We start from the raw sequence: 13,762 nt of genomic DNA, 5'->3' as shown, positions 1-13,762 counted from the left end.
GTTCCGGGGGCCCCGGGGGGATTGTGCCGTGGCCCGTATGAAGGCTGTGTTGCAGGAGTGTGGCAGTTCGGGGCGCTCACCGGTAGCGGACTGTAAGGTCTCCCGTCATGCTTACGGGCGCGCACGAGCGCCGCGTGAGGGGCGGCGCCCGAGCGAGGGCGGGACGAGTGCACGGCGAGCGGGGTGAGCGGGGTGGACGGGTTGTACGGCGCTGACGCGGCCTTGGCCGGGGCGGCCGGGAAGGCCGGTGGTGACTGCCTTTCCGCGAACGAGTGGATCTGCCCCGAGTACGTGACCTCCCGCGGCCAGGAACTGGCCGACGCCACGGCGCAGCACGTGTGGATCACCGTCGTCTCCGTGGTGCTCGCGCTGCTCGTCGCCTTCCCCCTGGCGCTCGCGGCCCGCCGCTGGCAGCGCGCGTACGGCCCCGTGCTGGGGCTGACCACGATCCTCTACACCGTTCCCTCGCTCGCCATGTACGCCCTGCTGCTGCCGCTGTTCGGAGTGGGCGCGTCGGTGGTGGTGACGGGGCTGGTGCTGTACTCGCTCACCGTCCTCGTACGGAACATCCTGGCCGGGCTGGAGTCGGTTCCCGACGACGCCAGGGAAGCCGCCCGCGGCATGGGCTACGGGCCGGGCCGGCTGCTGTTCGGAGTGGAACTCCCCCTCTCCCTCCCGGCGTTGATGGCCGGCCTGCGCATCGCGACGGTCTCGGCGGTGGCGCTGACGACGGTCGGAGCGATCGTCGGGTTCGGCGGGCTCGGGAACCTCATCTACGAGGGCATGGACAGCTTCTTCAAGGCGCAGGTGCTGACCGCGTCCGTGATCTGCGTGCTGCTGGCCGTACTCGCGGACGTGCTGCTGCTGGGGGTGCAGCGGCTGCTGACGCCGTGGGTGCGCGCGGGGGCCCGGAAGCCGCGGCGCGGCCGGGACGCCGGGCGCGGGCCGGGCGAGGACGGCGGGGCCGGCGGGCCGGAGCCCGGCGGACCTGTGGACACCGTTCCGGCCGCCGCCGGCAAGGAGGCGTGACGATGGGCTTCTTCCTGGACGCGTGGACGTGGCTGGCCACCGGCTCCAACTGGACCGGCGGCGACGGCGTCGTCCACAGGCTCGGCGAGCACCTCTACCTGACGGCCGTCTGCCTGGGGGCCGCCTGCCTCATCGCGCTCCCGGCCGGGCTGTGGCTCGGCCACGTGGGGCGCGGCGGCGCGCTGGCGGTGAACATCTCCAACGCCGGGCGTGCGGTGCCCACGTTCGCCGTTCTGGTGCTGCTGACACTGAGCCCCCTCGGGAAGCAGGGCGACCTGCCGACCATCATCGCGCTGGTGCTGTTCGCGCTGCCGCCGCTGCTGACGAACACCTACGTCGGCATGCGGGAGACCGACCGCGACGTCGTGGAGGCGGCGCGCGGCATGGGCATGTCCGGCCGGCAGCTCCTGGCCCGTGTGGAGGTGCCGCTCGCGTTCCCGCTGATCATGACGGGGGTGCGCTCGGCCGCCGTACAGGTCGTGGCGACCGCCACCCTGGCCGCGCTGCCCGGCGGCGGCGGTCTCGGACGGATCATCACCGCGGGCTTCGGCACGTACGACACCCCGCAGGTCGTGGCGGGCGCCGCGCTCGTGGCGGCGCTGGCGCTGCTGGTCGAGGGCGTGCTGGTGGTGGCGGAGCGGTTCCTCGACCCGATGCGGGGACGCCGCCGCGGGGGCGGGAAGCCGCAGCCTTCCACGGACGGTCCGCGATCCGGTTCCCCTTCCCGATCGACGCCCGACAAGTTCGATGAAAAGGTGATTCCCGCGCAGCCGACGGCCTGACGGCTCGCTGCCCGGGCGTTCCGGTCTCCGTTACCCCGTGACCCGGCATCCGACGAATGGTGGATCTCTCATGAACAAGGCAGCACAGCCCGAGCAGGCGCACGGCGGTCCTCGCGGCGCACGCCGTACCCGCCGTGCGCGCAGCGTCGTGGCCGCTTGCGGCAGCGTCGCCGTGCTGGCCGCGGCCCTGACGGCCTGCGGCGGGAACAGCCTGGAGAAGGAGGGCGGCGCCTCGGCGGACGGCGGTTCCAAGGGCGAACTGGTCGTCGGCTCGGCGGGGTTCACCGAGTCGCAGGTCATGGCGGAGCTGTACGCGCAGCTGCTGACCAAGGCGGGCTACGAGACGTCGATCAGCAAGCTCAAGAACCGCGAACTGTACGAACCGGCCCTGGAGAAGGGCGACATCGACGTCGTACCCGAGTACGCGGCGACGCTGGCCGAGTTCCTGAACGCGAAGAAGAACGGGCCCAAGGCCGAGCCCGTCGCCTCCAGCGACGTGGAGGAGACCGTCGCCGCGCTGGAGAAGCTGGCGAAGCCCCGCGGGCTGAAGGTGCTTCCGGCGGGTGAGGCGGTGGACCAGAACGCGTTCGCCGTCACGAAGGACTTCGCCGGCAAGCACAAGCTCAAGACCCTCTCCGACCTCGGGAAGTCCGGCGAGAAGATCAAGCTCGCCGCGAGCGACGAGTGCGAGGAGCGGCCGTTCTGCCGCCCCGGTCTCGAGAAGAAGTACGGCATCGACATCACGGACATCGACCCCAAGGGCGTCGGCACCACGCAGGCCAAGGAGGCCGTCAAGAACGGCACCGACCAGCTCGTCCTCACCACGACCACGGACGCCACGCTCGAGGACTTCGGACTGGTCCTCCTCGACGACGACAAGCGGCTCCAGAACGCCGACAACGTGCTGCCTGTCGTCAACGCGAAGAAGGCGGGCGGCAAGAAGGTCGCGGACGCCCTGGGCAAGCTGACCGAGACGCTCACGACGAAGGACCTGACGGACCTCAACCGCAAGGTCGACGCCGAGCGTCAGAAGCCCAAGGACGTCGCGGAGGACTACCTCAAGGAGAAGAACCTGCTCTAGGGCCCGGGTGCGGGCTCCGATCAGGACAGCGGAGGGCGAAGCAGACAGGCGCGGGTGGAGGGGTAGTAACAATGCCCCGTGGCCGGTGCCTGATCGGAGCCTTGCACGGTACATTCCAGGCCATGCCTCGTGGACGCCATCGCCAATCGCAGCCACTGCACCGGTCACTCGCTCCGGCGAGCATCGCTGCCGCCGCGCTGATCTGCGCGGGAGGTGCGTGGCTCTTCGGCGAGGCGGGCTTCTCCGATACGGACACGGTGCTGCTGCGGTTCTGCGTCCTCGCGGCCGCGGCCGCGGCCGTCACCGGCGCGGTGATGCTGCGTGCCTGGGACCGGGCGGCGGGCAGGCGGGTCGGCGAGCTCAAGCAGCAGCAGACCAGCGCCGACTGGCGCGCCGAGGAGCGGTACGCCGAACTGGAATCCGAGGTCGAGGAGATCCGCGAGGCCCGCGAGAAGCTGCAGGGGCGGCTGCGGGAGAAGCGGTCCGAACTGGCGGAGCTGCGCAGCGAGCACGCGGATCTGCTCCGGCGGTACGCGCACGCCGAGACCGAGCGGGCGAGCGCCCTTGAGGTGCGCCGCCGGCTGGAGATCGAGTCGGGCGAGCCCGCGAAGGCGCTCACGTCCTCCGCGACGGACCACCGCAGCCCGGCCGGGGCGCCGACGCCGCTGACGTACCTGCAGGCCAACGAGGCGCTGAAGCACCTGGACCGCAACCTCCGCCGGAAGCTCGAACGCGAGGAGCAGGCCCGGCAGGAGGAGCTGGAGCAGCAGGAGCAGGAGCGCCGCGAGCAGGAGCAGCGCGAGCTGGCGCGCGAGGAGGAGCGGCAGCGGGAGCGGGCCAACCGGAAGCCGAAGCCGGCGCCGGACGAGCCCGGTACCGACCAGGAGGGCGGTGCGTTCGACTTCTTCGGCACCGGCGCCTCCAAGCCGAAGCGGCGCGCGAAGAAGACCGCGCCCACGCCGCCCCCCGTACGGGAGCCCAGGCAGACGCGGGACGCGGGAGGACCGGCGAAGCCGGGCGAACCCACGCAGCCCGGCGAACCCGCGAACCCGGACGAGCCCGCGCGGGCTGCGGCGCGGCCCGAGGGCGGCGTCGACATCGCGGGCGGTTCCGGTGACGCGGGCGGTTCCGGCAGCACGGGCGGCACCGGTGCCGAGGGCGTGGACGGTGCTGACGGCGCGGGCGTCACCGGCGTCGGGGCTGCGAAGACGACGGCGAAGCCGGACGAACGGCGGAAGAAGCCCGGCCGGGCCGCACGCCGCAGCGCGTCCGGAGCCGGAGGCGCACCCACCCCGCAGGGGAAGCCGGCGCAGGAGGCGGGAGTGGTTCCCGCACCCGCCGGTCCCTCCCACGGGGAGACGGACGAGAGCAAGGCCGGGGACGGGACGGAGCCCGCTGGCGGCAAGGCCGCGGCGGCTACGGGGGCCTGGCCCGGGAAGCCGGTGGCGGGTGCCCCGGTGTTCCTCGACGACGCGGCGACGACCGTCGAAACGTCCTCCGCGAAGACGGACGACGGCCCCGAGCCGGATGAGGGTGCGCGGGCCGAGCGCGAACAGCGGGAGCAGGAGCAGGGGCACGAGGAGGAGAAGCCGCAGCCCGCGGGCGGCGCCGGTGACTCCGGCGTGACCTCCGGGACCGGCCGTTCCGCTGCGGACTCCGCGGAGGACGCTTCCGGGAAGCCGGCGGCGGCGTCGGCCGCCGAACCGGCGCAGGAAACCCCGGAGTCCGGGAGCGCGGCGTCCGGTGCAGCGCCCGGTGCAGCGCCCGGTGCATCGTCCGCCGAGGAGCCTGACGCGGCGCCCGACGCCGGAAAGCCGTCCGGGCGGGCAAAGGACGCGGCCGAGTCCGGGAAGGCCGGTTCCGCCGGCAAGGCGAACGGGACGGCCGCCGGCGCTACGAGGTCCGGGACCGGCGAGTCCAAGGCCCGGCACAGGGCGTCCGGAGGGTCCGCGTCGAAGTCGGGCTCCAAGCAGGCCAGGGTGCGCAACGCCGGCTGAGCCCCGGGTCCGGCCCCGTCCCGTCCTGATACGGCCCCGTCACAGCGCCACGGACGACCACGTCGCAGCGCCACGACGTCGCGGTACTGCGACGTCGCGCGCCGCGGCGCCGACGCGTCCCGCCGTCCGCGCCGCTGCTTGACGGCTACTTGTCGATGTCGCCGACGACGAAGAAGAACGAGCCCAGGATCGCCACCATGTCGGCGACGAGCGTGCCCGGGAGCAGCTCGGTCAGCGCCTGGATGTTGTTGAACGAGGCCGAGCGCAGCTTGAGCCGGTACGGCGTCTTCTCGCCCTTGGAGACGAGGTAGTAGCCGTTGAGGCCGAGCGGGTTCTCCGTCCAGGCGTACGTGGCACCCTCCGGCGCCTTGAGCACCTTCGGCAGCCGCTGGTTCACGGGGCCCGGCGGCAGCTTGGCGAGCCGGTCCAGGCAGGCGTCGGCCAAGTCGAGCGAATTGTGGGCCTGTTCGAGCAGCACCTCGAAGCGGGCCAGGCAGTCGCCCTCGTCGCGGGTGACGACCTTCAGGACGTCCTGGAGCTCCCCGTACGCCAAGTACGGCTCGTCACGCCGGAGATCGAAGTCGACGCCGGACGCGCGGGCGATCGGGCCGCTCACTCCGTAGGCTTGCACGGTCTCCTGACCGAGTACGCCGACTCCGCGCGTACGGCCGCGGAAGATCTCGTTCCCCGTCACGAGCCGGTCGAAGACGTCCATCCGGGACCGCACGTCCGCCACAGCCTGCCGGGCCCTGCCCTGCCACCCCGCGGGCAGGTCCTCCTTGAGGCCGCCGACGCGGTTGAACATGTAGTGCATCCGGCCGCCGGACAGCTCCTCCATGACGTGCTGCAGCTCCTCCCGCTCGCGGAAGGCGTGGAACACGGGCGTGATGCCGCCCAGTTCCAGCGGATAGGAGCCGAGGAACATCAAGTGGTTGAGCACGCGGTTGAGTTCGGCGAGCAGCGTCCGCAGCCACACGGCGCGGACGGGGACCTCCATGCCCAGCATGCGTTCGACCGCCAGGACGACGCCCAGCTCGTTCGAGAAGGCGGAGAGCCAGTCGTGGCGGTTCGCGAGGACGATGATCTGCCGGTAGTCGCGGGCCTCGAAGAGCTTCTCGGCGCCCCGGTGCATGTAGCCGACCACGGGCTCGACCTCGCTGATCAGCTCGCCGTCGAGGACGAGGCGCAGTCGGAGCACGCCGTGCGTCGAGGGGTGCTGCGGGCCGATGTTGAGCACCATGTCGGTGCTCTCGGCGGCGCCGCCCACGCCGACCGTCGTCCGCGTGCCCGAGGGCCGGGGCGTTCCGGTGGCGTCGCCCGTCGTCGTCCGCTGACTCATGGGCCTCAGTCTCGCACTCTCTGGCGCGGCGGCTCGTGGCGGTCGCGAATTCACCGCCGGCCCGGCGTTGTCCACAGGCCTGTGCGGCGTGCGGGGCGCCGCCTACGCTGGCCGCATGACGACGGGGACAGGCCGTCCGGGCGGGACACCGGGGCACGGCCGGGGGCAGAGGTCCGACGATGTGCGGGTCGCGGCAGGCGGCGATCCGGGGCGCGCGCCAGGAGGAGCGCCGGGCGGGGCGTCCGAGGGCGATTCCCGGAGTGAGGGCGCACCCGAGCAGTGGCAGGGCGTCGAACGGGCCCTGCTGAAGGTGCGGCGGCTCGTCCTGCTGTTCACGATGGTGCCGGCGGCAGTCGGCCTCGCGGCCCTCCTCGGCCTGACGGCAGGTCCGGGCTGGGCGGCCTTCGCGCTGCTCCCGCTCGTGGTGGCGGCGTGGGGCTGGGGCGCGATCGAGCGCAACTGGCGTTCGTGGCGGTACGCGGAGCGCGAGGACGACCTGCTGATCAGCCGCGGCGTGCTGTGGCGCGAGCTGACGGTGGTGCCCTACGGGCGGATGCAGCTCGTGGAGGTCACGTCCGGGCCGCTGGAACGCCGCTACGGCCTGGCCCGCCTCCAGCTCCACACGGCGGCCGCGACGACGGACGCCGCCATACCCGGGCTCGTGCCGCAGGAGGCGGAGCGGCTGCGCGACCGTCTGACGGAGCTGGGCGGCGCGCGGTCGGCGGGGCTGTGAGCGGCATGCCGGAGGGCACGCGGGAGGCGGAACCCCCGGCCCGGGAGGGCGGTGAGGCGCGGGCGCATGCGGCGCCCGGCGGCCCGGTGTTGCAGCCACGGGAGGCCGGACGGCGGCTGCACCCCTCGACGCCGTGGCGGCGGGCCTGGGCGCCGGTCGCCGGTCTGATCGCGTTCTCCGTGCACGACTTCGAGCGGACCCGCGAGTGGTTCTCGCACCTCACCACGGGATGGCTGGTCGCCGCGTTCGCGGTGCTGCTCCCGGCAGCGGCGGCTTACGGCTTCTTCTCGTGGTGGTTCACGAGCTACCTCGTCACCGACACCGAGCTGCGCATCCGTACGGGGCTCGTCTTCCGCCGCACCGCGCACATCCGTCTGGACCGCGTCCAGGCCGTCGACGTGGGGCGCCCGCTCCTCGCCCGTGTCGCCGGGGTCGCGAAGCTCAAGCTGGACGTGGTCGGCACGGAGGACAAAGACGAACTGGCCTTCCTCAGCGAACGGGAAGCCGTGGAGCTGCGTGCCGAACTCCTCGCGCGCGCCGCGGGGATCGCGCCCGAGGCGGCGCCGGAGGCGGGGGAGGCGCCCTCCCGCGAGCTGCTGCGCGTCGACACCCGCACTCTCGTGACGGGCCTGCTGCTGATGGGCACGGGCTGGGGCGCCCTCCTCGCGATGGCGGCGGTGCCCGTCGTCGTCTTCGCGGTCAGCGACAGCTTCCTGGCGGGGCTCGCCGTGCTCGTCCCCGCGCTGGGCGGCGTATGGGCGAGCACGGGCGGGCGCTTCCTCAAGGAGTACGACTGGACTGTGGCCGAGTCACCCGACGGCCTCCGCCTCGACCACGGCCTGCTGGACCGCGAGCACGCGACCGTACCGCCGGGGCGGGTGCAGTCCGTCAAGATCACCGAACCGCTGCTGTGGCGGCGCCGCGGCTGGCTGCGGGTCGACCTGGAGATCGCGGGGGCGGGCAAGGACAAGGGCGGCGTGCTGATACCCGTGGCGCGGCGGGACGAGGTCGCGGCGGTGCTCGGCCGGATCCTCCCCGGGCTCGGGCTCGCCGCCGTGGAGGAGGTGGTCACGCCTGTGCCGCGGCGTGCGCGCTGGTGCACGCCGCTGTTCTGGCGCGGATACGGGCACGGGGTCACCGATGCCGTCTTCGTCACGCGCAGCGGGCTGCTCAGGAGGCGGACCACGCTGGTGCCCCATGCGAAGGTGCAGAGCGTCCGGTGGGAACAGGGCCCGTGGCAGCGGCGGATGCGTCTCGCGGACGTCTGCGTCGACCATGGAGCGAACGGCTGGACCGCGGCCGCCATGCGCGACGCGGACGAAGCGGAGGCGCTGGTCCACGCGCAGGCGGAGCGGTCGCGGCTGGGGCGGCGCGAGGCGCGTCCGGAACGGTGGATGACGTAGTGGGTGCGTGACGCGAGGGGCCCGGGGTGCGAGGCGTTCAGTGCGGGGTGAGTGCGCCTCGTGCAAGGCCGGCGCAGCAAGTGAGTCCGCGGCGGGTGCGCGCCGTTCGTTCAGCGAAAGGGCGGCGAGACCGGCGGCGAGACACCGCCCAGTGGCTGCACCAGCCAGCTGAAGGCGCCCAGTCCTCCCGGGTCGGTCAGCTCCGCGGCTTCACCGGCGGCGGCCAACTGCCGTACGTACTCGGCCGGTTCCGCAGACGCGAGCCGCAGCGGGGGGCGGGCGCCGTGGACGCCGAGCGCGTGCAGGGCGTCTCGCTGGGACAGCAGCACGGGTTGCGCAGAGGGTTCCACGCCCGTGTCGTCCGGACGGCCGCGGCCACCGTCTGCGCGCCCGCCGGGGAGGCGCCCCTCGCCGGTGTACCCGGCTTGTGCGTACTCGCCGGGTGCGTACCCGTCCTCGGCGTACTTGGCTGCTGCGTACCTGTCGGCGGCGGCGTCCTCGCTGTGCGAGGCCTCGACGTCCGTGTCGTCCGGACGGCCGCGGCCACCGTCTGTGCGCCCACGGACCGCGTGGTCGTCGGCCGGGCCGGAAGCGCGCCGCCTCCGTTGGGCGGCGAGGGCTCCGGCCGCGGCGCAGGCGTCGAGCGCGACGTGGGCGGTGAGGTCGCGGCTCCCGTCGGGGACCGGGCGGGTCTCGCGGCCGTCGAGATAGCCGGTGAGCGTGCCGAAGGGAGGGCGGTTCTCGCGGAAGTGCGCGTAGTCGACGGCGACGGCCAGGCCCCTCTCCAGCGTCAGGACGGCAGCTGCCCACGCCTCGTCGCGGGGCCGCCCGATCTCCGCACGGAGCCCGACCTCCGGCTCCCGGGCTTCCGGGTACGACAGCGTGGGGTCCGCCGTCGCCGGCAGACCCCCGGGGGCGAGAGGCCACCACTGCGCGAGCCATGCGGCGTCCGGGCCTTCGGGCGGTCCGCCGAGCCGCTCCGCGCCGTCGGACGGCCGTACGAGCACCGTGTGGGGCACTCCGCCGGGCCCGGTCTCCACCACGTCGACGGGAACGTTGTCGAGCCACTCGTTCGCGAAGAGCAACCCCGACAGCCCTGCTGCGGCGGGCAGTTCGGGTAGCCAGACGACGCGCTCGTCCAGCCCCTCCGGACGGGGCGCCCGTTCGACGGCGTAAGGGCGTACGCGTCCGGCGGCCTCCTCGGGGAGTGCGGCGAGTACGCCGGTGAGCAGCTCGCCCGCCCCCGCCCCGACGTCGACGAAGGCCAGTTCGGCGGGGTGGCCGAGCGCTTCGTCGACGTACAGCAGCAGCCGCGCCACGGCCTGCGCGAAGAGAGGCGAGGCATGGACGGACGTACGGAAGTGCGCGCCGGGCCGCTCGCGGACGAAGAAGCCGGGCAGCTGCAAGTCGGGGCCGTTCCCGTCCCCGACTCCCTTCCCAGCCGCGTTCCCCGCGCGGACTCCGTTCCCGGCCGCGGACCCGTCCCCGTCGTCGCGGGGGCCGGTTCCGCCCACCCCGCTCGTCCCGTACAGGGCCCGTTCCGCCGCCGCACGCCAGGTCGTCCACTCGCCGCCGGACGGGCCGCCGGTCCGGCGGAGGGGGTGAGGCTGATCTTCGGGCGCGTGATCCTCGGGCGTGTTCACGGGACCACGCTAGGGCGTGTCTGACGAATGGCGTCGTCCGCCGCAGGGGCGGTGCTCGCGGCGGACGGTGTGTGCAGTCCCGAAGCGGAGGTTCGTCCTCGTAGTGGGCTACTCAGTCGATTCGACTACGCAGGGGATGTGCGTGCCAGCCGTCGCGAGCAAGGCGCACTTTGTCAGACACGGCCTGGGGCAGAGCGCCGGAGCGTCCTCCTCCACCTTGGGGAGTAGATGCACGGCCCCCGTATCGGCCGCCGGGCTGACCCCGGGACGTACCCGGCCTCCATACGCTGGGTTATGTGAACCGCATCTACGACTTCATCCGCCGGCATCCCACCTGGGTGGACAGCTGCTGGGCTGTCCTGCTGCTGATGATCTCCTCGGTGTGGTTCCTCGCGAGCGTCGAGTCCGACTCCGAGGGCCTGCCGCAGGGGCCGAAGGAGCAGGTCGCGGCGGTCCCGATCGTCCTCGCGCTCTGCCTGGTGGTCGCGCTGCGCCGCCGCACAGCGGAGAAGATGCTGGTCCTCGCCACCGGCACCGGCGTCGCGCAGGTCGTGACCCACGTCGACGTGGGGCCCGCGAACTTCGCCATGCTGGTGATCGTCTTCACGGTGGCGTCCCGCAACATCCGCTGGGCCTCCCGCTTCGCCCTGGGCGGGGCGGTCGCCGCACCCACCATCGCGACGCTCCGCTGGCCCGACGAGAACCAGACCCTCGCCGGGGCGATCCTCGGCGACATCTTCCTCACCGTCACCTTCGTGCTCGCCTGGGTGCTGGGCGACTCGCTGCGCACCCGGCGCGCCTACTACGCGCAGCTCGAAGAGCGCGCCACCCGACTCGAGAAGGAGCGCGAGGCGCAGACGCAGATCGCGGCGGCGGCCGAACGCGCCCGCATCGCGCGGGAGTTGCACGACGTCGTCGCGCACAACGTCTCGGTGATGGTGGTGCAGGCCGACGGCGCCGCGTACGTCCTGGACTCCGCGCCGGAGCAGGCGAAGCAGGCGCTCTCCACGATCTCGGGCACGGGCCGCCAGGCGCTGGCGGAGATGCGGCGCCTGCTGGGCGTGCTGCGCACCGGCGAGAGCGGCCCGGACGGCGCGTCCGGCCGCGAGGGCGCCGGGGAGTACGGGCCGCAGCCGGGCGTCGACCAGCTCTCCGAGCTGATCGAGCAGGTGCGCGGCGCCGGGCTCGCTGTGAGCTTCACGATCGAGGGGACGCCGCGCCCGCTGCCGAGCAGCATCGAACTGACGGCCTACCGCGTCGTGCAAGAGGCCCTGACGAACTCCCGCAAGCACGGCGGGCCGGACGTCGGCGCCACCGTCCGCCTCCGCTACGGCACCGACGAGCTGTCGCTGCTCGCCGAGGACGACGGACGGGGCGCGGAGCGCGAGATGTACGAGGAGGGCGGCACCGACGGGCTCGGCCACGGCCTCATCGGCATGCGCGAACGCGTCGGCATGGTGGGCGGAAGTCTGGAGACCGGGCCCCGTCCCGGGGGCGGTTTCCGCATATGCGCGGTGCTGCCGCTGAAGGCCGTCCCCTGATCTGCGGCGGTACCCGCGTCCGCCCGCCCGAGACCCCCCCGCCCCCGACCCGCCCCCGACCTCGGCCCCCCCGCCCGAAGGGACGACCCATGACCATCCGCGTGATGCTCGTCGACGATCAGGTACTGCTGCGCACCGGCTTCCGCATGGTCCTCAGTGCGCAGGAGGACATGGAGGTCGTGGCGGAGGCGGGGGACGGCGCCGAGGCGCTGGAGCGGCTGCGCTCCACGAAGGTCGACGTCGTGCTGATGGACGTACGGATGCCCAACGTCGACGGCGTCGAGGCGACCCGCCGTATCTGCACGGAGGGCGAGGGCGGCCCGGGCGCTCCGAAGGTGCTCATCCTGACCACCTTCGACCTCGACGAGTACGCCTTCACGGCGCTCAAAGCGGGGGCCAGCGGCTTCATGCTGAAGGACGTGCCGCCGGACGACCTGCTCGCCGCCATTCGCGCCGTGCACAGCGGTGACGCCGTCGTCGCGCCGAGCACCACCCGCCGCCTCATCGACCGCTTCTCGACCGTGCTGCCTTCGACGACGCCCGGACCTCTCACCCGCGGCCTGGAGCGGCTGACCGACCGCGAGACGGAGGTGCTCACGCTCGTCGCGCAGGGCCTCTCCAACGGGGAGATCGCGGCGCAGCTCGTGCTGTCGGAGGCCACGGTGAAGACCCACGTGGGCCGCATCCTGGCGAAGCTCGAACTGCGCGACCGGGTGCAGGCCGTGGTCCTCGCGTACGAGACGCGGCTGGTCAGGGCCGGAGGCGGCACCGCGTGACGCCGTCACGCGCGTGATCCGGGGTGACGGCCCGCCGGGCCTGCGCCGGCCGCGGTGCCGCCGTGGTCGTCGAGGACGGGCTCCGTGCCCCGTCACGCCGCGCACCCTCGTAACCGCGGCACCACAGGCGTGGCGCCCCGCCGCCCGGCCGCTCCCGTCCCCGCCGTGTCAGGACGGGGAGGCGGCCGCGGCCGCCCGGAAGCCGAGGAACTCCGCGACCGCCGCGCGTACGTCCTCCGCGCTCCACGACAGCCCGGGGCGGGCGACGGTCACCTCGGTCATCGCGGTTCCGGGCGGCGCGCCGAACGGCCGTGACCACCGCCGGAAGAGCACCGTCCCCGTCTCCTCCGCCTGTCGTACGCCCGCCTCCGTCAGCTCGTCGGCCTCGTAGGGGAGCCAGACCTGGAACTGGTGCGTGTGCGGGGTCCGCGGCCACACCCTCCACCACGGGAGGTCCGAGCCGGCGAACGCCTCGTACAGGGCTCCGGCCACCGTCGCCGCGTGCCGAACGTACTCGGGCAGGCGGGGCAGTTCGACGTCCAGCCCGGCGAGGGCCGCGAGTGCGGCGGGCCACTGCTGGAAGGGCTGACCGCCGTACCTGTGCCGCCACGCGGCGGCCTCTTCGATCACGGTCGCGGGACCGGCGAGAGCCGCCCCGGACAGGCCGCCCAGCGACTTGTAGAAGCTGACGTAGACGGTGTCGGCCAGCGAGGCCACGGCGGAGAGCGGCCGGCCGAAGTGCGTGACGGACTCCCACAGCCGGGCACCGTCGAAGTGCACGACGGCCTCCCGCTCGCGGGCCGCCTCGACCACTGCCGTCAGCTCGTCCCAGGTGGGAAGGGTGAACCCCGCTTCGCGCAGGGGCAGTTCGAGCATCAGAGTGCCGAACGGTTCGTCGAGGGCCCGTACTTCGGCCGCGGTGGGCAGCCGTGGTTCCGACGTCGGGCGGACGGGGCGCAGGCCGGCCAGGATCTGCAGCGCGTCCCGCTCCCAGACCAGCGGATGCGACAGCGGATGGAGCGCCACGGCGCCGTTCCCCGTGCGGCCCGCCCAGCAGCGCAGCGCCACTTGCTGGGCCATGGTCCCGGTCGGGAAGAAGGCGGCGGCCTCCGTGCCGAGCGCGGCGGCCGTCCGCCGTTCCAGCTCGCCGACGATGCCGTCCTCGTTGCCGTACTGGTCGGTCCAGCCGTCCAAGTCGTAGGCCTGAGCGCCCTGTTCGGCCAGCCGGGCCAGCCGCTCGCCGATGCGTTCGCCTCCGGGGGCCGGAGCGAGGAGGCGCGTGGCGCCGCCCCATGCGTCGAGCTGCCGTCCGCGCCTGTCCCGATCGGTGTCCGTCATAGGCCGCATCCTCGCGCCTGGGGGGACCGGGGCACCAGCGGATTCGGCCCGGCCGAGGGCGCCCGCTTAGGTCGCCCCCGGCGCCCCGGGCCCGAGGGCT

At 73.6% G+C, this 13,762-nt stretch carries 11 protein-coding genes; 8 read left to right on the top strand and 3 right to left on the bottom strand.

The window, feature by feature from the left end; genetic code table 11:
* The first annotated feature begins 201 nt into the window (after positions 1-201).
* From IEY56_RS22250 to IEY56_RS22235, 4 genes are all read left to right on the top strand, one after another.
* Positions 202-1,029, top strand: a complete 828-nt coding sequence (locus IEY56_RS22250) for an ABC transporter permease (RefSeq protein WP_229712129.1) — start codon at positions 202-204, stop codon at positions 1,027-1,029.
* 2 nt (positions 1,030-1,031) lie between these two features.
* Positions 1,032-1,811 carry an ABC transporter permease gene (locus tag IEY56_RS22245; protein ID WP_189039154.1) on the top strand — a complete coding sequence of 260 codons (780 nt, stop codon included), beginning with the start codon at positions 1,032-1,034 and terminating at the stop codon, positions 1,809-1,811.
* Positions 1,812-1,881: 70 nt separating this feature from the next.
* Positions 1,882-2,892, top strand: coding sequence for an ABC transporter substrate-binding protein (locus IEY56_RS22240; protein ID WP_189039066.1), 1,011 nt, complete (start codon positions 1,882-1,884; stop codon positions 2,890-2,892).
* A 122-nt stretch (positions 2,893-3,014) separates the two neighbouring features.
* Positions 3,015-4,889, top strand: coding sequence for a hypothetical protein (locus IEY56_RS22235; protein WP_189039065.1), 1,875 nt, complete (start codon positions 3,015-3,017; stop codon positions 4,887-4,889).
* 145 nt (positions 4,890-5,034) lie between these two features.
* Here the strand turns inward: IEY56_RS22235 and IEY56_RS22230 are convergent, their stop codons facing one another.
* Positions 5,035-6,228, bottom strand: a complete 1,194-nt coding sequence (locus IEY56_RS22230) for an NADH-quinone oxidoreductase subunit D (RefSeq protein ID WP_189039064.1) — start codon at positions 6,226-6,228, stop codon at positions 5,035-5,037.
* Positions 6,229-6,343: 115 nt separating this feature from the next.
* On the opposite strand from IEY56_RS22230, the gene IEY56_RS22225 reads away from it, so the two are divergent.
* A complete protein-coding gene (locus tag IEY56_RS22225; RefSeq protein WP_189039063.1) occupies positions 6,344-6,961 on the top strand; it encodes a PH domain-containing protein in 618 nt (205 codons plus the stop codon).
* A gap of 5 nt (positions 6,962-6,966) precedes the next feature.
* The gene (locus IEY56_RS22220; protein ID WP_189039062.1) at positions 6,967-8,364 is read left to right on the top strand and encodes a PH domain-containing protein; all 1,398 of its coding nucleotides are present in this window, start codon (positions 6,967-6,969) and stop codon (positions 8,362-8,364) included.
* 110 nt (positions 8,365-8,474) lie between these two features.
* On the opposite strand, the gene IEY56_RS22215 is transcribed toward IEY56_RS22220, so the two are convergent.
* Positions 8,475-9,770 (bottom strand): SAM-dependent methyltransferase, encoded by a 1,296-nt coding sequence (locus IEY56_RS22215; protein ID WP_373292161.1) that lies wholly within the window; start codon positions 9,768-9,770, stop codon positions 8,475-8,477.
* Between the two features lie 533 nt (positions 9,771-10,303).
* Here IEY56_RS22215 and IEY56_RS22210 point away from each other — a divergent pair.
* Positions 10,304-11,548 (top strand): sensor histidine kinase, encoded by a 1,245-nt coding sequence (locus tag IEY56_RS22210; RefSeq protein WP_189039061.1) that lies wholly within the window; start codon positions 10,304-10,306, stop codon positions 11,546-11,548.
* Between the two features lie 89 nt (positions 11,549-11,637).
* Entirely contained in the window at positions 11,638-12,324 is a 687-nt protein-coding gene (locus IEY56_RS22205) for a response regulator (protein WP_189039060.1), read from the top strand.
* A 168-nt stretch (positions 12,325-12,492) separates the two neighbouring features.
* On the opposite strand, the gene IEY56_RS22200 is transcribed toward IEY56_RS22205, so the two are convergent.
* Positions 12,493-13,662: a threonine aldolase family protein gene (locus IEY56_RS22200; RefSeq protein WP_189039059.1), complete on the bottom strand. Its 1,170-nt coding sequence runs from the start codon at positions 13,660-13,662 to the stop codon at positions 12,493-12,495.
* Positions 13,663-13,762: the final 100 nt, after the last annotated feature.

Origin of the sequence: Streptomyces daqingensis, assembly GCF_014645895.1 — a bacterium.
In the GTDB taxonomy this organism is placed as follows: Bacteria; Actinomycetota; Actinomycetes; order Streptomycetales; family Streptomycetaceae; genus Streptomyces; species Streptomyces daqingensis.
Note: the sequence above shows the minus strand (reverse complement) of the source record. Positions and strands in the feature narration are given on the sequence as shown.